19 protein-coding genes and 2 riboswitches are annotated in these 23675 nt (G+C 37.2%); of the genes, 16 read left to right on the top strand and 3 right to left on the bottom strand.

Translation table 11 applies throughout. The features are described 5' to 3' along the window. Positions 1-55: 55 nt before the first annotated feature. Positions 56-235, bottom strand: coding sequence for a hypothetical protein (locus tag EM808_RS26770; protein WP_127742630.1), 180 nt, complete (start codon positions 233-235; stop codon positions 56-58). 264 nt (positions 236-499) lie between these two features. Here EM808_RS26770 and EM808_RS26765 point away from each other — a divergent pair, with 264 nt between their 5' ends. The 5 genes from EM808_RS26765 to EM808_RS26745 all read left to right on the top strand — a co-directional run bounded on the left by EM808_RS26765 (position 500) and on the right by EM808_RS26745 (position 8552). Continuing rightward, positions 500-2395: a putative bifunctional diguanylate cyclase/phosphodiesterase gene (locus EM808_RS26765; protein ID WP_127742628.1), complete on the top strand. Its 1896-nt coding sequence runs from the start codon at positions 500-502 to the stop codon at positions 2393-2395. 211 nt (positions 2396-2606) lie between these two features. After that, positions 2607-4046 carry a TerD family protein gene (locus EM808_RS26760; protein WP_127742626.1) on the top strand — a complete coding sequence of 480 codons (1440 nt, stop codon included), beginning with the start codon at positions 2607-2609 and terminating at the stop codon, positions 4044-4046. A 113-nt stretch (positions 4047-4159) separates the two neighbouring features. Beyond that, positions 4160-5119, top strand: coding sequence for an AAA family ATPase (locus EM808_RS26755; protein WP_127742624.1), 960 nt, complete (start codon positions 4160-4162; stop codon positions 5117-5119). Continuing rightward, positions 5119-6327, top strand: coding sequence for a DUF58 domain-containing protein (locus EM808_RS26750; RefSeq protein WP_127742680.1), 1209 nt, complete (start codon positions 5119-5121; stop codon positions 6325-6327). Before EM808_RS26755 ends, EM808_RS26750 begins: the two co-directional genes overlap by 1 nt. After that, positions 6324-8552 carry a transglutaminase domain-containing protein gene (locus EM808_RS26745; RefSeq protein ID WP_127742622.1) on the top strand — a complete coding sequence of 743 codons (2229 nt, stop codon included), beginning with the start codon at positions 6324-6326 and terminating at the stop codon, positions 8550-8552. The genes EM808_RS26750 and EM808_RS26745 overlap by 4 nt, the downstream gene beginning before the upstream one ends. 58 nt (positions 8553-8610) lie before the next feature. Here EM808_RS26745 and EM808_RS26740 read toward each other — a convergent pair whose 3' ends face one another. Continuing rightward, a complete protein-coding gene (locus EM808_RS26740) occupies positions 8611-9855 on the bottom strand; it encodes a hypothetical protein (RefSeq protein WP_127742620.1) in 1245 nt (414 codons plus the stop codon). A 390-nt stretch (positions 9856-10245) separates the two neighbouring features. After that, a riboswitch (purine riboswitch) is annotated at positions 10246-10347 on the top strand. A gap of 232 nt (positions 10348-10579) precedes the next feature. Between EM808_RS26740 and guaA the strand changes: the two genes are divergently transcribed. Beyond that, entirely contained in the window at positions 10580-12130 is a 1551-nt protein-coding gene (gene guaA, locus EM808_RS26735; RefSeq protein ID WP_127742618.1) for a glutamine-hydrolyzing GMP synthase, read from the top strand. 500 nt (positions 12131-12630) lie between these two features. Here the strand turns inward: guaA and EM808_RS26730 are convergent, their stop codons facing one another. Continuing rightward, entirely contained in the window at positions 12631-12831 is a 201-nt protein-coding gene (locus EM808_RS26730) for a helix-turn-helix transcriptional regulator (protein ID WP_127742616.1), read from the bottom strand. Between the two features lie 169 nt (positions 12832-13000). Between EM808_RS26730 and EM808_RS26725 the strand changes: the two genes are divergently transcribed. From EM808_RS26725 to ptsG, 10 genes are all read left to right on the top strand, one after another. Further along, positions 13001-13747, top strand: a complete 747-nt coding sequence (locus EM808_RS26725; RefSeq protein WP_127742614.1) for a hypothetical protein — start codon at positions 13001-13003, stop codon at positions 13745-13747. 373 nt (positions 13748-14120) lie between these two features. Continuing rightward, positions 14121-14435 carry a hypothetical protein gene (locus tag EM808_RS26720; RefSeq protein ID WP_127742612.1) on the top strand — a complete coding sequence of 105 codons (315 nt, stop codon included), beginning with the start codon at positions 14121-14123 and terminating at the stop codon, positions 14433-14435. 20 nt (positions 14436-14455) lie between these two features. Beyond that, positions 14456-14794 (top strand): hypothetical protein, encoded by a 339-nt coding sequence (locus tag EM808_RS26715; protein WP_127742610.1) that lies wholly within the window; start codon positions 14456-14458, stop codon positions 14792-14794. A gap of 161 nt (positions 14795-14955) precedes the next feature. Beyond that, complete coding sequence (locus EM808_RS26710; protein WP_127742608.1) at positions 14956-15315, top strand: mediterrocin family bacteriocin; 360 nt, start codon at positions 14956-14958, stop codon at positions 15313-15315. Between the two features lie 44 nt (positions 15316-15359). Then, entirely contained in the window at positions 15360-17279 is a 1920-nt protein-coding gene (locus EM808_RS26705; RefSeq protein ID WP_164849804.1) for a DUF1430 domain-containing protein, read from the top strand. Beyond that, positions 17276-17884, top strand: coding sequence for an ATP-binding cassette domain-containing protein (locus EM808_RS26700; RefSeq protein ID WP_127742604.1), 609 nt, complete (start codon positions 17276-17278; stop codon positions 17882-17884). The genes EM808_RS26705 and EM808_RS26700 overlap by 4 nt, the downstream gene beginning before the upstream one ends. Further along, a complete protein-coding gene (locus EM808_RS26695) occupies positions 17881-18327 on the top strand; it encodes a hypothetical protein (protein ID WP_127742602.1) in 447 nt (148 codons plus the stop codon). Before EM808_RS26700 ends, EM808_RS26695 begins: the two co-directional genes overlap by 4 nt. Before the next feature lie 230 nt (positions 18328-18557). Beyond that, positions 18558-18660, top strand: a riboswitch (purine riboswitch). Between the two features lie 131 nt (positions 18661-18791). Next, positions 18792-20120, top strand: a complete 1329-nt coding sequence (locus EM808_RS26690; RefSeq protein WP_127742601.1) for an NCS2 family permease — start codon at positions 18792-18794, stop codon at positions 20118-20120. A 117-nt stretch (positions 20121-20237) separates the two neighbouring features. Next, positions 20238-21080, top strand: a complete 843-nt coding sequence (gene glcT / locus EM808_RS26685; protein ID WP_127742599.1) for a glucose PTS transporter transcription antiterminator GlcT — start codon at positions 20238-20240, stop codon at positions 21078-21080. A 182-nt stretch (positions 21081-21262) separates the two neighbouring features. Then, positions 21263-23326, top strand: a complete 2064-nt coding sequence (gene ptsG / locus EM808_RS26680) for a glucose-specific PTS transporter subunit IIBC (protein ID WP_127742597.1) — start codon at positions 21263-21265, stop codon at positions 23324-23326. Positions 23327-23675: the final 349 nt, after the last annotated feature.

Genomic DNA, 23675 nt, shown 5'->3' with positions numbered 1-23675 from the left:
TAAAGTAAACAACATGCTAATAATTGGCAAAAAAAATGAGCCTTATCAAGGCTCATCATTTATCAATGGATTCTTCGTGACCATCGGTTTTATAGGTTTCTTCCGTAGGTTTATTTTCGGTTTTTTCTTTTTCATATTCCTTACGGATTTTTCCGCATGTTATACATTCGCCACTATAATAATAGCTGTATTTATGGTACTTGCGGATAGCGCAAATAACGGATCCAAAAAGCATATGTAACACAACTCCTTTACATATAAATTGTACAATAAAGACAATGAAGCGAAGATTAAATAAAAGTGACACAAAAAGACAGATAGATGACAGAAGGCCACTTTCTTTACTGATAGAAAACAATATGACGATATGTCTTGGAAGTCTGTTAAAAAAGAAACAACGATGTAATATCCACTTTCCTCGGTTCATAAATTTCTTTTCGTGTCTTGGTAAATACTAATAAAAATCCGCAAAAAAGAAGCAGTAAAAGGAGAAGTATTGATGAAAAGACCATTTAATATATATAAAAACTCCGACATGAGGATACCGCTTATCTATTTGATCATATCTGCATGCTGGGTTTTGTTCTCATCATATATTCTCACCTATTTCACTGGCAATTTGCGCAATTTCGCATCCTATGAAATGTTAAAGGGATGGATATTCATCTGTGTGACGAGTGTTATTCTTTATCTTTTAATAAGAAGAGAGAGAATTCGAAATGAACAATCAAACAGAAGGCGCTTAAATGCAGAATTTAAATTTAGGACATTGGTTGAAGAATCTCTTCTGGGAATTTATATCCTGCATGAAGGAAGATTTGCTTATGTTAATTCCACCTTTCTTGACCTAAGTGGCTACAGCAGCAAAGAACTGCTGCAAATGCATTTTTCTGAACTGATTTTGCCTTTGCAGGAAGGAAATGAAGTAGGTCTGTACAATAATAAGGCAGAACTGCAGCTTAAGAAAAAGGATGGAACAATGCTTGACGTTGTGGTTCTGTCCCATAAAGCAAGTGTCATACATAATGACGCACCTGCAATTATGGGTTCCATTTTAGATAATACAGAAAAGCGTAAATATCAAAGGAAGTTGGAGAGACTGGCGTTCTATGATCCACTTACAAACCTGGCAAATCGCCGGATGCTTTCCCAATCATTTGAGGAGACATTATCAAACGCTAGTGTGGAAATGGATAAGCTAGCATTGTTATTTATCGACTTAGATCATTTTAAAGGAATCAATGACAGCATTGGTCATGATATGGGGGATAAGGTGCTAAAGGGACTTGCAGAAAGAATTGTCGGGTGTATACCGGAACGAGGACTTGTTTCACGGTATGGTGGAGATGAGTTTACTGTTATGATTCCAGACATTCAATCTGAAAAAGAGGCAGAAATTATTGCCGATAATTTAATAACAACATTCAATGAGCCATTGTATATTGAAAATCAGGAATTCTATATTACGTTAAGCATTGGCATTGCCATTTTTCCTTTTCATGGGGAAGAACTGGAGACGCTTGAAAAAAATGCCGATATCGCGATGTACTTTGCCAAGGAAAAGGGACGGAACAATTCACAGCTTTTCACAAAAAGTATGAGGATATTTATGGTTGAAAGGCTCCACCTTCAGCATGAGCTAAGAAAGGCGATAGAAAATATCGATAACCATTTCTTCTTAGTCTATCAGCCTAAAATTGATGTAATGGCTAATAAGGTATTAGGTGTAGAGGCATTACTGCGCTGGAAGCATCCTGAGACTGGTTTGATTTCACCTGCACGCTTTATTCCTATTGCAGAAGAAATGGGAACGATCAATGCACTAAGCAAGTGGGTGATGAATGAAGCGAGCAGGCAGCTGAGAAGCTGGAATGATAAAGGGATTAAAATGTCAATTTGCATTAATGTGTCCCCATTATTATTTCAGCAAGCCGACTTTGTGGAGAGCACTCTTTACGCAATAGAGGAGGCAGGAGTTGAACCAAGTGATGTTCAATTGGAGATTACAGAAAGTGTTTTGACTATTTATCTAGATGAGGCAATTGATAAGCTCAATCTGCTGAAAAGCAATGGACTGACAATTGCAATTGATGATTTCGGCACAGGCTACTCCTCTTTAAGTGTATTAAGAAAAATGCCAATAGACAGGTTAAAGATTGACCAGTCCTTTATAAGAGATTTACAAAAGGATAAAGAGATTGTTGCATTAATTATTTCAATGGCAAACAAGCTTGGGATGCATGTAACCGCTGAAGGTGTGGAAACAATGGAACAGTGTAAGCAGCTTCAGGATTTACATTGCAGTGAAATGCAAGGCTATTTTTTCAGCAAACCGATTACAGCAGAAGAGATGGAAGAATACTTGAAGAGGCCGCCGATTTCGTCCTCTATTTAAGGCTCTTATTAGAGAGCCCTTTTGTTTGTTATATTGCAAGCTAAAGAAGGAAAATAGGCTTTTTTAAACGAATGGTATGGAAAAAGGGGAACCTTTTTAATTTTGACACGTAAATAGACAGGTTTGAAAATTCCAAATAATAGCGAACTCATGTACAATAAAAATTAATACTATGAACAAAATGGGCACTTAGATATAAGGAGGAATAGTAATGGGCGTAATGCTTAGCAAAGGCCAGAAGGTGGACTTAACGAAGTCTCATCCTGGTTTAAGCACGGTAACGGTTGGGTTAGGCTGGGACATCAATCAAATGGGAGCTGATTATGATTTAGATGCTTCTGCTTTTTTGCTTGGAGGCAACAGCAAGGTTCTTAGTGATCAGGATTTTATTTTTTACAATAACCCGAATGGAGCGGGCGGTTCTGTCATATACAGCGGTGACAACAGGACAGGCATCGGTCATCAAGATGATGAACAAATAAGAGTAGACCTGAACAGAGTCCCTCCTTCCATACAGCGAGTTGCCTTCACGATTACCATACATAATGCTTATGAAAAAGGGCAGAATTTTGGACATATTTCGAATGCCTATGTAAGGATTGTAAATGAAGGCAATCAAACAGAGCTAATTCGTTTTAATCTTGGCCGGGAGTACACAGTAGAGACGGCAATCGTTGCTGCTGAATTATATCGTCATAACGGTGAATGGAAGTTTAATGCAATCGGAAGCGGCTTTCAAGGCGGGCTTGCTGCATTGTGCAGGAATTTCGGAGTTACGGTCGATGATGAGCCAGCACAACAAAATTCCTTTACTGCCCAGCCACAAAGCTTCGCTCCGCCTGCTCAAAATCAACCATATTACGATAACACGAACACCTACTCAAGCTCATTTCCAGCTAGCGGGACAGGCTCTTTCGCTCCCTCCAGTCCGCCAGCACCAGCTTATGGACAAGCACCTGTTGGAGGCTATCAGCAGCAAGGGTACGGTCATAGCCAGCCACCAGCAGGAGCTTATGGTGGTGATAATATTGTCTGTCCTAGATGCAGCAGCACAAATGTGAGAACAGGTGAAAAGGGCTTTGGCTTGGGGAAAGCGGCAATTGGCGGCTTAATACTTGGTCCAATTGGTTTGCTGGGAGGATTTATCGGCAAAAACCAGCTGAAGTTCACTTGCAATAGCTGTGGAAACAATTGGTCACCATCCAATACAGACTACGCAGAGTGGGGCAGGCAGCAAAAACAGCGGGCAAAGGAGCTGTTCATGCGCTTTAAAAGTCCTGATGTTCTAGATGCAGTTGTTGCGTCGTGTGCCCTTGTCAGCATGGCAGACGGCAGGCTCGATCCTGCTGAAGAACGGAAGATGATGGAATTTATCCATCAAAGCGAGGAGCTGCGGGTATTTGATATAAACAAGGTTCAGCAGCAATTCAATCATTTTGTAAGAAGAATAGAATATGATCAAATAGTCGGCAGAGCAGAAGCCTTCAGAGCATTAGGAAAGGTTCGTTCAAAGCCGGAGGTTGCTAGACTTGTGGCAAGATACTGTATTTCCATCGGTTATGCAGACGGGCACTTCGACCAAAGGGAAAAACAAACGGTCGCAGAGATTTGTCAGGAGCTTGGCCTTAATCCAAACGAGTTCTTATCCTAAGGCATAGATAAAATTATTTAATGATTGGACGGCCATTTGAGAAGTCGTGGCTGTCCTTTCTGTCCTTTATAAGCTATTTCTGTTGCAGGGAACTTTTTTATAGGAGGAGAAGCATGACGATTACAAGAGAAACTAATAGCAAGGTAAACAGCATCATTGAAAATATAGAAAAGGTAATGATTGGTAAGCGGGATGTTGCGGAGCTAAGCTTAATCGCCTTGTTAGCACAAGGACATGTTTTGCTAGAGGATGTTCCCGGAGTAGGAAAAACAATGATGGTTCGTTCCTTAGCAAAATCAGTCGGGGCAAACTTCCGCAGAATTCAATTTACCCCCGATTTACTTCCATCTGATGTGACAGGTGTATCTATTTACAATCCGAAAGAAATGGAGTTTCAGTTTCTGCCTGGACCGATTTTAGGAAATATCATTCTGGCAGATGAAATTAACAGAACCTCACCAAAAACCCAATCCGCTTTATTAGAGGCTATGGAAGAAAGCAGTGTGACTATTGATGGTGTTACACATCAACTGAAAAAGCCGTTCTTTGTTATGGCCACTCAAAATCCAATCGAATACGAAGGGACATACCCTCTTCCAGAAGCTCAATTAGACCGTTTTCTTCTTAAAATGAAAATGGGCTACCCAACACATGAGGAAGAGATGGATGTACTTACTAGAGTGCAAACATCCGCTCCGATTGAAGAGCTTAACAGTGTTGTTACATTAGAAGAGCTTATTATGCTCCAGGCTGAAGTGAAAAAGATATACGTTGATGCCACGATAAAAAAATATATTGTGGACCTTGCAGCTGAAACTAGAACACATCCACATGTGTATTTAGGTGCCAGCCCCCGCGGTTCCATTGCATTAATGAGGGCGGTTCAAAGCTATGCATTTGTTCAAGGCAGGGATTATGTTATTCCTGATGATGTCCAATACCTTGTTAAAGCAGTCTTTTCTCATAGAATTATCTTGAAATCAGAAGCTAAATTCGATGGAATTACAGCAGAGGATATTATGGATGAGATTATGGCTACAGTACAAGTCCCGGTTAGAAGGCTCGGTTCTTGATGAAAACATTGTTAAGAAGAATGCTTAGCATTTGGAAGCTTCTCATCTTGTTTTTATTAGCAGGAGCTGCATTTGCTTATGCCATGTTTCAAGGAGGATTTGTCAGCTGGTTTTTATTTTACAGCTTTCTGCCTTTTGCCATATATGGAGCGCTGCTTGCCATGTATCCGTTAAAGGAATGGAAGGCAGTAAGGAAAATTGCGAAGCATGAATACAATGCAATGGAATCAATGACAGTCGAGGTAGAGCTGACAAGAAAATCGGTGTTTCCACTGTTCTACCTGTTAGTAGAAGATAAATTCAGTTTTGCATTGAAGGAGAAGGCTTCCGGAAAAGTATTGATTTTCCCAGGGTTCAAAAAGCGGATTGTCTTTACTTATCAAGTAGATGCTCTTCCGAGAGGCGAGCATTTGTTTAATGAGGTATCTGTTAAAACAGGAGATCCACTCGGATTGATGGAAAAAGAAGCTGCCATTGCTGTCCCTAGTCGGATTATTGTCTATCCAGTTTACGAGGAGCTTTCTTATAAGCCTTTCTCGACTCATTATGACCAAGGAGCAACGGTTTCAAAGGAGCGAGTTCAACGGGATACGACAATGGCAGTTGGGATTCGAGAATACCAGACTGGTGACAGGTTTTCTTGGATTAATTGGAAGGCAAGTGCCAAAAGAGATTCATTCATGACAAAGGAGTTTGAACAAAAGCAATCCCATGACATTCTAGTAGTGCTTGATTGTGAGAAGAGTAATGGATTTGAGACACTTGTATCCTTTACTGCCTCTTTAATAAGAGGAATTATCCGCAAAGGTGCCCAAGTAGGTTTGCTGACGGTAGAAAAGGAGCGGACAGCTTTTCCTATAAGAGGAGGGGAAGGTCAGCGAAGCCTTCTGTTTCATCATTTAGCAAAGTGTGAGGATGAGTCCCCGCTTTCTTTGGCGAACGTGCTCGATAATGAAATGTCCACACTACAGCAGCAGGCTGCGTTATTGATTACTACAACGAACTTAACGAAGCAGCTCATTGAAAAGACAAGCTATCTTGCAAATAAACGTCAGCAAGTTGTTGTATTTCTCGTCAAGGAAGCAAATGAGAGTATGACACAGCAGGAAAGAAGCTTAAAAGCTGGGGCGTCATCAAGAGGTATAATCGTCATCCCAGTGTCAAAAGGGAGATTCAAAGAGGCATTTTCGGAGGTGGCAACTAGTTGAGTTCAATTAGATTACATACAGCAATATCAAATTTAATGCTGTATGTTCTAGGTTTTTTTCTAATATGGGAATGGCTCCGGCCGATGGAGCAATTAACAAATACAGGGAATATCCTCGTGTTTATCATATTTTTGATTCTCTCACTTGCTATGGCCTATCTACGCTTTGCTCCCATTTTGAGTGGGTTAATCAAACTAGTATATATAATTTTTATTTTACAATCTTTATACTATGAAACTTCCTTTTTAACCTTTAGCTGGATTGGGCCTTTTATGGCAGAAATGATAGATAATATCGCCATATTATTTGATACGAATTGGCCTGATTTGACTAATATGTTTAAGAGCCTGCTCTTTTTTATATTGCTGTGGTTAATGTCGTACTTAATAGACTACTGGCTAATTAAGCGGAGAAGAATTTTCACGTTCTTCCTACTGACGATGGTTTATATAACCGTCCTTGATACATTTACTCCCTATAATGCATATGCAGCAATTATAAGGACTACGATTATAGGGTTTACAGCAATGGGGATGCTGACATTCTACCGGATGCGAGACAAGGAGAATATCACGGGCAGCAAATTTCTGGCATTAAAGTGGATTGCGCCACTATTATTGTTCGTTTTTGCCAGTGCGGCCATTGCATTTGCTGCACCGAAAGCAGACCCTTTATGGCCAGACCCTGTTCCATTCATCCAAACAATAGGTGACAAAGGCGGAGGGGAAGGAACAGGCACCGGGCCACATCGAGTTGGTTATGGTGTTGATGATTCAAGACTTGGAGGAGATTTTGAGCCTGACGATACAGTCGTGTTTCAAACAGAGGTTCAATCTCCTCATTATTGGAAAGTAGAGACGAAGGATAGTTACACAGGCAAGGGCTGGGTCCAATCAGAAGCAGCAATCGAAATGAATGGGCAAGACTTTCAAAGAATTGAAGGAGCAGGAGATATTCCGTTTGTCGCATTTGAAAGTGGAGACAGTGTGACAACAGAAGAAAAGGAAAGTAAGGTTCAATTTGTAGAGCCATTCGATTATTTGCTGTATCCATTAGGAGCAAAAGAAGCAATAGCAACATTTGATGCAATGATGATAGTCGAAACTGGCAATGAACGGATTTCATTCGATTATCCAGTTAATTCTTATTCAGTTAAGTATGAAGAGCCTGAGTATAGCTTAGATGCATTGACAAATGCTGATATGGAAGGATATTTACGGGGAAATCAAGAGTTTGCAGCAAGATATACGCAGCTACCAGAAAATCTTCCACAGAGGGTAATTGATTTAGCAAATGAAATTACACAGGATGAAGATAATGTTTTTGCTAAAGCAAGAGCGATTGAGAATTATTTTTCTGCCAACGGCTTTGTCTACAGCCAAAGCGATGTTGCAGTACCAGCGGATGATGAGGATTATGTGGACCAATTTCTATTTGAAACAAAAATAGGTTATTGCGATAACTATTCAACATCTATGGTTGTTATGCTCCGTGCTCTCGATATACCTGCAAGATGGGTAAAAGGGTTCACAGAAGGAGAGCTTATCCAACAGGAGAACAATATAAGTGAATATGATGTAACAAATAATAATGCCCATTCCTGGGTAGAGGCATATTTCCCTGGAACTGGCTGGGTAACCTTCGAACCAACACAAGGATTTTCAAACGAAAATACGTATGTGAATGACGTCAGAAACGAAGCCGACATAGATACCGAGGAAACAGACCAAACACAGCAGGAGGAACAGGAGCAAAGCGAAGCAGAACAAACTCCTGAGGAGGAAACAACCGCATCAGAACAGTCCGAGCAATTCTCCTTCACAAAGTGGTGGAGTGCATTGAAAGCATTTGCTGCAGAGAAGTGGCAATGGATAGCGGGCTACGCTGCCTTACTGTTAGTGATAAGCTGGTTGCTGTTCTGGAAAAGACATAAGTGGCTTCCTTATTACTATCTATGGAAATTTAAAAGAGGGAAAAACGGCACTGATTTTGAAAAAGCTTATTTAACATTACTCAAGTTGCTAAAGCTCTCAGGCTGGGGCAAACAAGAGAACATGACATTAAGAGAATATGCCAAATACATTGACCATGTGTTGGACTCAAGTGATATGGCTGTACTGACTGCTGAATACGAAGAACTACTGTATAAAGGCAAGCGTCAGGATATGGACTGGAGTGACTTAGAAGCATCATGGGAAAGGCTGATTAAAAAGACAGCAGCCTAACGAAAAAAGGAAGGGAACACATCGTAATGGATGGTGTTCCCTTCCCTTTTTATAGACTTCATTCAGCTAATTTTGGATTGACCGCAAAACTATTGTCGGTTGGAGTTAAAGACCCCTTGGAAAATAATCTGCTTAACCTTTTGCCATCCTTTATAGGAAATTCCGTGTAATCCTGAGGATGATTTAAGGATGTTTTTAAAATTCTCATTTTTGTGCCATCCTTATCAAAGGAATTCCCCCATGTCGTATCATTCACAACCATATGAATATCATTATTTTTCAAAAAACGCGCAGAGTAATATAATTCTTCTGTTACATCCACATTGTAAGATTGGATTAAGTCTGTCTTAAAGGTTTTTAGATTGGTTCTTTTTAATTCGGCACGGTCATTAAACCAAAATAATTCATCATTTTTTAAAGCGTTTTGATGTGTGTAGAAGGAACTGAATTTTAAATCAGTAGAAGTAGCTAATCTTTCTAGTGCTAACTGCCCGTTATCTACATTCCACATCATCAAATTTGTTAGAAATTTCTCCTTTATCGATTCAGCTTCACCTATTACATGAACTATATTATCTTTTAAAACGACTTGGTGAGCGATATGGACAGGGCTAACAGTTATATCGGGTAAAGGAGTCGAGGATATTAATTCAGGAGTTAACTCCTCTTCTGTAAATTTCACTAGACCTATTTTATCTTGTTTGTTTATACCGTTTGTTAACCCAAAAGGACCTGAGACACCATATAACTGATGTCCTACTGTAAACATATAAGTATATTCACCCTCCACAATTTTCTCCGTGCTTTTCTCTTTATCTTGATACGTAATGCGGGTTTGATATCCACCCATTTCATCGAATCCAATATCAAACCATGACCAAACAGCTTCATTATCGTCAACAGAGGAACCATATTGGCCAGTTCCTTCTTTCAAATCGGACGTTTTATTCGTTTTCGAAATAGAGCCAGCATTATCAACAAAATACTCGTACACATGGTCAGAAAAATATAAGCCATCCTTTGTCCAATTAATATTGGCACGATCGAGATTATAAGTATGATAAGCGTCCCAATTTCCTTGGCTGTCAATTAATAACAAAACGTTTCTGTCTGTTTTTATCTGTTCTTCATTCCACATATCTGCCGAGAAAATCATCGCATAATCCTTGCCAGACAAATCCATTTTCTCTAATTCAAAGATATCAGGAATGTTGCGATTTTCTAAAAAGGAACAAGCTGTTGAGGATAGGGATATTGATAGGACTATTCCGACAATAAAAGTGAACTTAATAAAAGTTTTCATTGACTCTAAAGTTTCTTGTAAGTCACAGTTTTGGAGGAATCTCTAATATCAGCAGGGTAGACACCAAGCCCGCCATTTTTATCTAGGTCAATATTTACTAGAATAGTTTTCTTGTTAAACATTGCTAATCATCTCCTTATAAAAATTTTATTACACTATTAATCCTATACGCTTACACAATAGAGTTCACAGAATTGTCTATATTCTCATTCGTACTAGTGAAAATGTAAAAATGATGATTAAGTTACCATCTCAAGGCGATTTCCAAATGGAGGAAAAGTATATAAAAGGTGGCTATAGCATTAGGGATAGAGCGGTTTAATGAATTGTGTGAAAATTTAATCAAAACAACAACATCTTGACCAGCAATTCGACATGTTGTTACAATGTTCTAAACTAATAAATTTCCTTCATATATCCTCGATGATATGGTTCGAGAGTCTCTACCGGGTCACCCTAAAGGATCCGACTATGAAGGCAGATGGGTCTTATTTTAATATGGTGTGTGTAAAAACCATTGTAATAGTTAAAGACTAGAATTCTGCCTTCGTTTTTATTTGAGGCCGAATTCTAGTCTTTTTTATATGAAGAAATCCTTTTTTTGCAGCTATAAAGTAGTTTTTTAAATGTTTTTTTATGTAGCAATCAATTTATAGCATGAATAAGCAAAAATTAGAAAAAATAGTAACAATGAGCTTTTTAATAGATTAATGAGGTGAATAACATGGGGAAAACAAGCATTCAAGACCAACAAATGATTGTCGTTCTTGATTTCGGCAGTCAGTACAATCAATTAATCACAAGAAGAATTAGAGAATTTGGCGTTTACAGTGAGCTTCACCCACATACAATCACAGCAGAAGAAATTAAAGCATTAAATCCAGCGGGAATTATCTTCTCTGGTGGACCGAACAGTGTTTATGATGAGAATGCATTTGGCTGTGACGAACGTATTTTTGAACTTGGTTTGCCTATCTTCGGTATTTGCTACGGCATGCAGTTGATGACAAAGCATTTCGGCGGTAAAGTTGAAAAAGCAAAGCATCGTGAATACGGTAAAGCAGAAATCAAAATTCAAAACAGCACAAAGCTTTTCTCTGATTTGCCAAGTGAGCAAATTGTGTGGATGAGCCACGGTGATCTTGTTGTCGAGCAGCCTGAAGGTTTTACAGTTGACGCAATTAACCCTTCTTGCCCAATTGCTTCTATGAGCAATGAGGAAAAAGGTCTTTATGCAGTACAATTCCATCCAGAAGTACGCCATTCCGTATACGGAAATGAACTGCTGAAAAACTTTGTTTTCGGTGTTTGTGGATGTAAAGGTGACTGGTCTATGGAAAACTTCATTGAAATCGAAATGGAGAAAATCCGTCAAACAGTTGGAGACAAAAAAGTTCTTTGCGCACTTAGCGGCGGAGTAGATTCTTCTGTAGTTGCTGTTCTTATCCATAAAGCAATCGGCGATCAATTGACATGTATCTTCGTTGACCACGGTCTATTGCGTAAAGGTGAAGCAGAAAGTGTTATGAAGACTTTCACAGAAGGCTTCCATATGAACGTAATCAAAGTGGATGCTAAAGAACGTTTCATGTCTAAACTAGAAGGTGTCAGCGATCCAGAGAAAAAACGTAAAATTATCGGTAACGAGTTCATTTACGTATTCGATGATGAAGCAAGCAAGCTAGAAGGAATCGACTTCCTTGCACAAGGAACACTTTACACAGATATTATCGAAAGTGGTACAGCAACTGCGCAAACTATCAAGTCCCACCACAATGTTGGCGGTCTGCCAGAAGATATGCAGTTCCAATTAATCGAGCCATTGAACACATTGTTTAAGGATGAAGTAAGAGCATTAGGTTCAGAGCTTGGTATAGCTGATGAAATCGTTTGGAGACAGCCATTCCCAGGTCCTGGTCTTGGTATCCGTGTATTAGGAGCAATCAGCGAAGATAAGCTGGAAATCGTTCGTGAATCTGACTATATCCTGCGTGAAGAAATTAAAAAAGCAGGCCTAGACCGCGATATTTGGCAATACTTCACAGTGCTGCCTGACATCCGCAGCGTTGGTGTAATGGGCGACGCACGCACATACGATTACACAATCGGTATCCGTGCAGTTACATCTATCGACGGTATGACATCTGACTGGGCGCGTATCCCATGGGAAGTGCTTGAAGTCATTTCAACAAGAATCGTTAACGAAGTGGATCATGTTAACCGCGTCGTTTATGATATTACAAGTAAGCCACCAGCAACAATTGAGTGGGAATAAGAGTAAAGAGCTAGAAATCCTTTGTTTAAAAGGGCTTCTAGCTCTTTTTATATTCATCTGCAACCAATCTAAATGATTTTATATTGATTTACTCGTGATTCAAGAGAAATAATTAATAATGAAGCGTGAGAGTGGCGGAGTGCGTGAGTTTTAATAGGGTGTACGTTAACGAATTTTAAATGTCTATAATATGCATTGGTGCGTGTTTATTAGTAGGTAATTCATTGTAGGAAAGAACGATTTTGACGGCATAGTTTTATCTTGTATTTCTTTCCATTGTCTTAAATGTTCTAGGGTATTTTCATCTATTGGGATTACTCGATTACTAGCAGAAGTTTTCGGTTCAGTAATATAATTTCTTCTGCATTTTTGTTGAAATAGAGATAGCTTCTTGAACAAAGTTAATTCAAAAGGGAAGCAGGTACAAGGAACTTATAATAATACTTTTACTGCTTTCTTTATGTATTATAACTAGCCATTCATGAAAGATACTTGGGTAACTACGAGAAAAAGGAAAGAATTTCTTCATCACTACATTCATAAAGCTGAAAAATTTGTTCCGTAAACTCGAGAGTAGGACGACATCTTTGGCGTTCCCAACTAGAAATTGTTTCTCTGCTGACACCGAGCGCTTTAGCAACTTCAGCTTGTGTCATCTTTTTTTCTTTCCTTTTTTGTCGAAGCCACCTCGCATATTTCATGTAATCACCTTCCTTAATTCATAATTTTAATGAAATTATAAAGTGTATGAGAGGAATTTAAAAGCGTAGTATGACGAATGGTACAATATTACCCGTGACATTTTATTGAAAACGTTTTACTTTATACTAAATGATTTGTTTATTTTTCTAACTAAGGGAGAGTATCAATATGAAAAAATTGTTAATAACCTCCTCTTTTTTTCTTCTAGGTGTTACAGCTTGTTCTAGTAATCAAGCAACTGATATAAGAGAAGATAAAGATATTAAAGTAGAGCAAAGCGAAAAATCTAATCTTAGTTTCAAAAAAAGAGAACCTAGATCAACTAGAATAGATATTACAAATAAAGATGGCTATCAAGTAAGCTCTGCCGAAGCTTCAATGGTTGATAGTTTTGAATCTGTCGAACAATTGGATCAACGTTCTGACTTAAATATTGAAGGACAAGTTATTTCTAATGAATATGTTACCTATGATGATATTCCCTTTACAATTTCAAAAGTAAAGATTATTGATATCATTGGTAAAACTGAAGAAGATTTTGTAATTGGAGATACTATAAAAGTAGTACAAACTGGCGGTTTATATGTCCAACATGATGTAGGTGGAGATGAAAAAATATTTACAACGGAAGAAGAAAAAAAGGAGTCTGAAAAAATGGAAGGAAAAACAATTGAGGTGACTCTAAATGATGCGCCAGTAATAAAAAAAAATAATACTGTTGTTCTCTTTTTAGAGAAATCTGAAGATGACCCACTAGGAAGTGATTTATATGCGGCAGTGGGAGATTACCAGGGTAAATTTATTGTTGAAAGTGATGATTATATCGAACCACAATCTTTGGAAATAAAATCAAAACACGGAAATAGTGATTTTACCATGGAAGAAATTGAGGCAGAAGTTAAAAGTTCACGATGATAAGAGACCTTTAAACATCACATGCCAATAGTTCGAATGACGAATGGGTTTCTGTAAAGGAAAAGGATAACTATAAAATCTATTCTTTGAAAAAAGAAATGTTTACAAACGTTCCCGATTGTAAATAGGGAGTGGACATTTCATTGCTAAAGCTGGGGAAGCCTAAGCTGCATGATTTTTTTCTTTTAAAACAGGAGACAAGGGGGCTATCGGAACTAACTAATTCTATTTGGTTATACCTAATTACCTACCCATTTTGAAAGTGCGTTTCTTTATAATGAAATGTATGGGGTAGCCTGTTAACAGTTATTCTTTTTAATAGGAAAAAACTATTATGCTATGTAAGTGCTTTTTAAAAAAGGAAGTACATCAAATGAATAAAAAAAAGATTATAGTTAGTTCATTGCTAATTCTCATTATTGCTTTTTCCAGTTACCTATATATAGCTCTCCATAATCCTAAACCAACTGGATATTATATGGAGGATGATGATGGAACCTTTTTCTTTAATGATAGAGAGTATTTGTATATTACTTCTAGTGTTGAAGCGGAGATTGGTGAGAAGTTAGGACTAGTTGTCTATGAATCTGACTATAAGGATAAGACGAGTAATTTTGATGTATTCAACTGGCTTTCTGTCAATGATGAAGCATTCAGGTTAAAAGAGATGACGAAAAAGACTATTTAGTTATTACTGCTTATCCAATCATGGAAAATATTACAAGTCTTTATGTTAATGCAGACCTCAAGAGCATACCTATACAACTTATGCCTAGTTTCATTTTTACGGAAGAGAATACTCTTTCTGTCCATCATAATGATTACTTTTTAGTAGGTTCGGTTAAGGATATTACTCTAATTGGTAATAAAATTGCTGAAATAGAAATGAAAAAGAAAAAAATGGATATTTTATCTAAAAATGAAAGTGAGGATGGTGAATGGATTGCCATAAAAAATAGCGACAAATACAACGTCTATTCAAAGAAAAAAGAGTTGCTAACAAGCATACCAACTAAATTATGGATGGATTTGGAATTAGAATCCTAAAATGTATCTCCAGTTATATCTACGATTAAAGTGATATTTTTAACATGTATATCAAAAACAATTGTGAATTTTTACAATATTGTGAACTTTATTGTGTAAACGACTACTTTTTGTTAGGATTGAAATGAAATAACAAATAATAATGAGAGGAGTAAAATATTATGACGAAAAGTATTGGTAAGTGGTTGTCTGTTTTAGTTTTAGGAGGAAGTTTGTTAGTTTCAACACATAGTCCAGCTTCTGCTGCTGTATTAGAAAAAAAGAATCCGGTCGGGTTTACAAAAGCTTGGGAACGATATAGTTCGGGAGATAATAATAAAGCGGCTTTAACATATGGTTACAATACAACCGCTATTAATGAGGACTATGCATGGGCAAATCACTCTTCGAAAAGTCACTATGCTAGTTTGAAAAACGGCAAAAATACTTGGTATAAAGGTCCGAGTAAGAAGGGAAAGGCAATTTCGAAGATTGAAGTGATACATAGTGGAGGCACTGTATATTATCGAAATAATTATTAGTGAGATAAATAGAATAAAGAATGCAATTTATAAGGAGGGAGGAATTGAAAAAGACAAAGTACATTATCAGTTCTTTGATGATAGGGCTTGTATTTTTGTTTATTGGGGAAGCATATTTATGGCATTTGGACGGCTTCGAAGCAGAGTACAGTTATGTCACAATGTATTTAGGTAAAGAGCAAACGCAACCTGAAATGCTGTCAGATATAGTAGAAACAGCAAAAGAGCAGAACGTGGAAGTATTTGCAATTGAGCGAAAGATAAACAGTCTGTTTTCCGAAAGCGTTACAGTTTATATGACTCCTGGGGCACAAAAAACATTGGATAAAAGGTCAAGGATAGCTTCTGGCGAATTTCAAAGTGTGTTTTTAGGTGATGTTAAAGTAGAAATACGTAATTTAGCTGAAATTCCAGATGTCAAACAAGTAGAAGTCTATTACATGATTGGGGCAGAGGAAGATATTCTTGGCTTTAAACAAAGATTAATAGATAAATATGGAGGGAAGTTTCCGCAAGCGGGTTACAAGTCCTATGATAGCTTGAACATCGCAATTGTTTGGATAATTGTTCTATTCTTTTTTCTTTTAATGACACTTTATGAAGTTGCGCAAATGAGAAAAGAAGTGGTTGTGAGAATAATATGCGGTGAAAGAATCCAGTTTATTGTTTTAAAAAATATAATATTGGATGCAAGTTTTTACGCCATGACATTTGGTTTTATAATGGCCATTTTAAGCCTATTTTCGCAAGTAAGCTATTGTTGGTTCATCTCTGTTTTCAGTATGTTAATATTCTTAACGATAAATTCGATTCTCTATTTAACACTTTATTTCTGTAAGTTTAAGCGTGACATGGGGTCGAGAAGTAATGCAAAGCATGTGTTGAAAATAGCCTATTTATATAAAGTAGTTGCCGTTTCCATTACAGCCTTGGTATTGTCAAGCAGTCTTGGCATGATATATGAAGGTATCATCTTTTATAAGCAAAAAGGTTTTTTTGAGAAGTATAAAGATTATTCATATGTGGAACTGAGTGTTGATGATTCCGATGTGACAGATAAGATGAGATTTGCTTTTTATAAAAAATATTTATCAGAAAACAGAGCAGTATCCTTAGTTAATTTATCCGTATGGAGTGATTCAGAAAGAGAGTACTTATTTGCTGATAGTGGCACAATGGATTATTTACTAGAAAATATTTCTGAACTGCGGCAGAAGAAAATAGAAAATAAAGTTTATTTTTTAATTCCTAAGCAACTAGTGCAGAGTGATATTTATGCAGAAATAAAGGAAGTGTGGGAATCTTACTATCCTCATCCATACGATTATGTTGAGTTTGTTTATCAAGACGAAATTAATATCCTTTCGATGGTGAAGTCCTCGCGCATTTCTAGCAGCATTAAAAAGAATCCCATTATTATCTTTAATAACATGAATCCAACGGTGATAAAAAAGTATTGGAATGATTATATAATTGGCACAGCCATGTATCAGGTAAAGGAAAATGAGTGGCAGGAATATGTTAAAAGCAACTCATTAGAGAATGAAGTAGCGCATAAAACAAATGCCTTTGACCATTTTAATTTCCAATGGCAAACATTTAAAAGAGGTATTCTGACTGGTGTTATCCTATCTGGAATTTTGATGCTTCTAGAAGTTATCCTAATCAAGACCATTTGTAGATATGAGTATAATGTAAATGCTGTGGAACTAACATTGAAAAAAATAAGCGGGTTCAATCTGTTTAGCAGATATAAACAGTTGTTTTTATCGACGATTGGTTTTGGGTTATTAGGAGTAGGTAGCTCTATATTATTAGATTATTTTTTAGAACTATCGGCAGCTTTTTATATGGCGTTAGGAGGATCACTGTTGATAATAGTGGAGCTTGCCTTCATGACTGTATATGTAATGAAAACTGAAAAAAGATGTATGCAGGAAATATTGAAGGGAGGTACATTATGATTGAGATTTTAAATTTGTACAAGGCTTATGGAGAGAGGATATTGTTTGCTGATTTTAATTTAAACATACAAGCAGGCGAGTTTGTAGTCTTTTCTGGAGCTAGCGGATGCGGAAAAACTACCTTGTTAAATACGATTGGTGCCTTGGAAAAAATAGAAAAGGGTCAAGTATTGGTGGATGGTGTTGATATCAGCAAACGCAAAAACCAACTCCGTTATTTTAGTAGTAAAGTAGGGTTTTTATTTCAAAATTTTGCTTTGATTGAAGATAAAACGGTTAGTGAAAATTTGAAGTTGATAAAAAGGAAAAATCAGTCAGGCGTTTCCGTCAAACAAGCATTAAGCAAAGTTGGGTTACTTCATAAATTAAACAATAAAATATATACACTTTCAGGAGGGGAACAGCAGAGGATTGCGTTAGCAAGATTGATGATAAAAAAATGTGATATCATCCTGGCTGATGAACCAACTGGATCTCTTGATAAAAGAAATGCTGAGATTGTTATGGATATTCTAGCCAGTATGAACAAAGAAGGAAAAACTGTTATTGTGGTTTCTCATGATGAAGAAATTAAAAGGAGTGGTAAGAGGATAGTTGAACTATGAATAAAAAAAGGAAGCTAATCATGATTATAATATCCACCTGTATTGTACTGTTTGCCTTGTATAATTTATCCTGGTTGTATCTCACACGAACAAAATATAATCAGTTTTCTAATGATATGCAAGAGATTATGGCTAATCGCACGTATGTAAAACAAGAGGACGGTTATTTGTATAATGTAAAATATCCCGATTACTTGTCATTTACGGGAAATTTAGGGGTTGCAACAGACGATGAGAAACATGCGTTATTAATTTGGCCATCTTTTTTCGGCAAAACAGAATATGGATTGCAGCTTGTAGATGAAAAGAATGAGATGCACTCCGTTATGATAAATATAGATAGACAGGCAATAAATGAGGAATATCGTGATTTAATTGAGCATAATAAAGAAACGATAAATATATTGTTTAATAAAGCTGCGAAAATGTGGAAGGACATCTAGCGGCTTTTTTGTTTATATAAATGATAAAGATACGTAAGCGTCTAGTTGTTTAAGCTAAAATTTTTATGTTTTTTTCCTTTACAACCATATATATCTTAAGCTAAAATTATCGAAATGTATAAGAGAACACGAACATTAACCTTCAGAAAACAAGCGAACGTTTACAAAAAGATATCCACTTAATGTTCGTATTTTTGTATTGACGAAAAGCTACTGTGCTGATAAACTAAGTTTGCAACTAAAGAAATACTCGTATAATTATGGGGGATATGGCCCAAAAGTTTCTACCGAGCTACCGTAAATAGCTTGACTACGAGGTAAGTGTATATAAAGGGATGCGTATTAGAACTCTTATTCTTTTTTATCTAATCCCTGCTATATTTCACAAACCCTAGTCAACGCTCCTACGATAATGGAGTGTTTTTTTGTTCTTATTGAATTGGAACATGAAAGGGGAAAAAAGAATGAAGAAGTTTTTCAAATTTGAGGAACTAGGAACGAACTACCGTAAGGAATTTGTCGGTGGATTCACTACTTTCCTAGCAATGGCATATATTTTGGCGGTTAATCCATTTACATTGACTTTAGGTGATGTAGCGGACCTGCCAGCAGCACTTCGTATGGATTATGGTGCTGTTTTCGTAGCAACAGCATTGGCAGCAGCTATCGGTTCACTTATTATGGGGCTGTTTGCTAATTATCCAATCGCACTTGCACCAGGTTTAGGGTTAAATGCATTTTTTGCTTATACAGTTGTTTTAACACAAGGTGAGCCTTGGGAATACGCATTAGCAGCAGTATTTATTTCAAGTTTCTTCTTCCTGCTGTTAACGATTACTGGGCTTCGTGAAAAATTAATAAATGCAATACCAGTTGAATTAAAGCTCGCAGTTGGAGCGGGTATCGGTTTATTCATTACATTTATTGGCTTGCAAAACGCTGATATTATCATCGACAATCCTGCAACATTGGTTCATATCGGTGATTTGTCACAGCCTAGCACGTTACTTGCAATCTTCGGGATTTTCGTAACGATCATTCTTATGGTTAGAAAAATTCATGGCGGTGTATTCTACGGAATGGTCATCACTGCTGTTGTCGGTATGATTTTTGGTGTTATTGATGCTCCATCAGGTGTTGTCTCTGCAGTACCAAGCTTAGAGCCGACTTTCGGTAAATTGTTCTCTGCTTTCGGAGACGGTGCTTTCTACACACAAAGCATGCTTGTTGTAATTTTGACATTCTTATTCGTAGATTTCTTTGACAATGCAGGTACATTGGTAGCTGTAGCAAACCAAGCAGGATTAATGAAAGACAATAAATTGCCAAGAGCAGGTAAAGCATTGTTTGCAGATTCTATTGCTTCTATGGTAGGTTCTATCTTCGGTACATCAACAACAACTTCTTTTGTTGAATCATCTGCCGGTGTTGCAGCAGGGGCTCGTTCAGGATTTGCATCTATTGTTACAGCAGGATTCTTCTTGCTTTCCTTGTTCTTCTTCCCATTGTTGGAGGTCGTAACATCAGCTGTCACTACACCAGCACTTGTTGTAGTCGGAATCTTGATGGTATCTTCATTAGGAAAAATTGATTGGACTAAGTTTGAAATCGCAGTGCCTTCTTTCTTAGTAGTTGTGTCAATGCCATTAACATACAGCATTGCAACAGGTATTGCTGTTGGATTCATTTTCTACCCAATCACGATGCTATTGAGCGGCCGTGGAAAAGAAATCAACCCGATTATGTACATTTTCTTTGTAATCTTTGCGCTATACTTCGTATTCCTGCAATAGGATATTAGTTTTTAAGGCTGCTATTTTTAGCAGCCTTTTGTATTTTTTCGTTGACTTACAAGTTTTACTTTAATAACATTGAATTACCTAGAAGTCTTTCGAAGTGAGGAAAAAGACATGCCGAATTTGCTAGTGAAAAAAGCGCTTAATAATAATGTGCTAATTGGTGAGCATCCTTCATATGGAGAAGTTGTACTAATTGGAAAAGGAATAGGCTTCAATCGGAAAAACGGTGATACTATTGATGCAGATGTAGTTGAGAAGCTGTTTGTACTTCGAAATGAGAAGGAACAGATGAACTACCTGAAACTACTTCCTCAAGTAGACAACGATTTGCTAGACGTTATTATCTCCTCAATTGAGCTTATTAAAAGCAAAACAAATGCAAAGCTTAATGAGCATATTCATGTTGCATTAACAGATCATATCATGTTCGCGGTTTCAAGATTGTCAAATGGACTGGTGTTGAATAATCCGTTTTTAATAGAAACGAAGGCGCTTTATCCTTATGAATACAAAATTGCCGAGGATGTGGTGAAGCTTATTGGTGAACAGACAGAGATTAATTTGCCAGTAGGTGAAATCGGTTTCATCGCTCTTCATATACACAGTGCTATGATGAATAGAAATCTCTCGGAAGTTAATCAGCATTCTCAGTTGGTGACACACTTAGTTAATTTAATTGAGGAACAGCTTGATGTGCAAATCGATAAGGATAGCATAGATTATATGAGACTTGTGCGCCATCTCCGATTTACAATTGAAAGAGTTCATCATGGGGAAAAAGTAGATGAGCCAGAAAAAATAACTTCCCTATTGAAAGCCGAATATCCACTGTGCTATAATCTCTCATGGAAGCTCATTAAGGTTATGCAACAAACATTAAGAAAACCAGTATTTGATGCAGAAGCTGTGTATTTAACAATGCATTTGCAGCGTCTTCAAAAAAAGGTTAAATAGTTATTATCTTATAAACGTGTTACTGATTCGATCAGGCATGAGTGAAAAAGATGATTGATAATAGTTTTTTAGGGAAGTCTATCCCTGAATAACTTTTTCAGTTACTTTTTTATTCATGCCTTTTTTGTTTTTATGATAACGTTTTATGGGCTAAGGAAATTAAAGGAAGTAGGGGGAACGAAATGTTTAAACAGATTTTCGGTGTTTTGCAAAAAGTCGGAAAAGCACTTATGCTTCCGGTTGCATTGTTACCAGCTGCTGGTATCTTACTTGCGCTAGGTAATGCGCTTCATAATGAAGCGTTGTTAGATATTGCTCCGTTTTTAGATAATAGTGGAGTATCTATGGTAGCATCCGTTATGGAAAATGCGGGTAATATCGTATTCAGTAACCTGCCGCTGTTGTTTGCAGTAGGTGTTGCAGTAGGATTATCTGGTGGTGAAGGTGTTGCCGGGCTTGCTGCTATTATTGGTTACTTAATCATGAACGTAACAATGGGTACTGTTAAAGGCTATACAGCTGAATCTGTTAACGGTATCGACATTGCTAACGTACTTGGTATTCCAACACTTCAAACTGGGGTGTTCGGTGGTATTATCGTAGGTATACTCGCTTCCATGCTTTACAATAAATTTTACGAAATTGAATTGCCATCATATTTAGGATTCTTTGCTGGTAAACGTTTTGTGCCGATTATTACAGCGGCATCTGCAGTTATTCTTGGTTTGTTAATGGTATTAATCTGGCCTCCAATTCAATCGGGTCTTAATGCCTTCTCACAAAACATGGTTAATGCAAACTTAACTGTTTCAGCACTTATCTTTGGTATTATTGAACGTTCATTGATTCCATTTGGTCTTCACCATATCTTCTATTCTCCATTCTGGTATGAGTTTGGACAATATACAACTGCTGCAGGTGATGTAGTACGTGGTGACCAACGTATCTTCATGGCAGAAATTAAAGACGGTGTACAAAACTTGACTGCTGGTACTTTCATGACAGGTAAATTCCCATTCATGATGTTCGGTTTACCAGCTGCAGCACTTGCGATTTATCATGAAGCTCGTCCAGAAAGAAAAGCGGTTGTCGGTGGTTTAATGGCATCAGCTGCGTTGACTTCTTTCTTAACAGGTATTACTGAGCCGTTAGAATTCTCATTCTTATTCGTGGCACCAGTTCTTTTCGGTATTCACGCAGTATTTGCAGGTCTATCATTCATGACAATGCAACTATTGAATGTTAAGGTTGGTATGACTTTCTCTGGTGGTTTGATTGACTATGTATTATTCGGATTAATCAATCCACAAACAAATGCTTGGATTATTATTCCGGTTGGTTTAGTATTTGCTGTTATCTACTACTTCGGTTTCCGTTTCGCGATTCGCAAGTTTAACTTGAAAACTCCTGGTCGTGAAGATGAAACACAAGAAGAGGAAACAACGGGTGGAGCAACTAGCGACCTTCCATACGAAGTATTAGAAGCTATGGGTGGACAAGAAAACATCGCTCACCTTGATGCGTGTATTACAAGACTTCGTGTATCAGTTAATGACATTAAAGATGTTGATAAAGATCGTTTGAAAAAACTTGGTGCTGCTGGAGTCTTAGAAGTCGGCAACAACATCCAAGCAATCTTTGGTCCTCGCTCTGAAACAATTAAAGGGCAAATGAGAGATATTATGAGTGGTAAGAGACCACGTCCAGCTGCAACGCCTTCTATGGATAAAGAAGTACAGCAGCAAATTGAAGATGTGAATCCAAATGCACTTAAAGGTGATTTTGATGGTGATGATTCAATGGTTTCACCTATTAAAGGACAACTTGTTCCAATCACAGAAGTTCCAGATCCAGTCTTTGCTGGAAAAATGATGGGTGACGGCTTCGCGATTATTCCATCTGAAGGTACTGTTGTATCTCCTGTTGATGGAAAAATCGTAAACCTGTTCCCAACTAAACATGCAATCGGCATTATGGCAGATTCAGGTCGTGAAATCCTTATCCATTTCGGTATTGATACAGTGAAATTGAAAGGGGAAGGATTCGAAACTCTAGTAGGGGAAAATGACGTTGTTAAAAAAGGTCAGCCTCTATTGAAAGTGGACCTGGATTACATTAAAGAAAACGCAACTTCAACAACAACGCCAATCATCTTTACTAATTTAGCTGAAGGTGAATCTGTACAGATTAACAAACCAGGCAATGTTGACTTGAAAGAAGAAGAAATTATTTCTATCGTGAAATAAGCTATTAGAGAACCTGACTTTATAAGTCAGGTTCTTTTTTTATATAATAGAAGAAAGTGATTTGAGTATAAATTTTTTATAAGTATATGTTGACTATTGTGGTGATAGGTGATATTATATGAAAACAGCCTAATTGAAGCGAGTTTTATTATGGAAAATAAAATATTGACTTTAATAGAAAGTGCTGTTATTATTTAAAAAGTCGCTTATAACAGTGATTTTAAATTGCTCTTTGAAAACTGAACAAACAAACGTCAACAATAATCGTTTTTATAACTTTCGTTATAGAAACAAAACAAGTAACAAAAGCTAGAGTTTAGCAATGAGCTAATCTTACTCTTTATCGGAG

Origin of the sequence: Niallia taxi, from assembly GCF_004005475.1 — a bacterium.
GTDB classification, from domain to species: Bacteria; Bacillota; Bacilli; order Bacillales; family Cytobacillaceae; genus Niallia; species Niallia taxi.
This window is presented reverse-complemented; position numbering and strand designations above follow the sequence as displayed.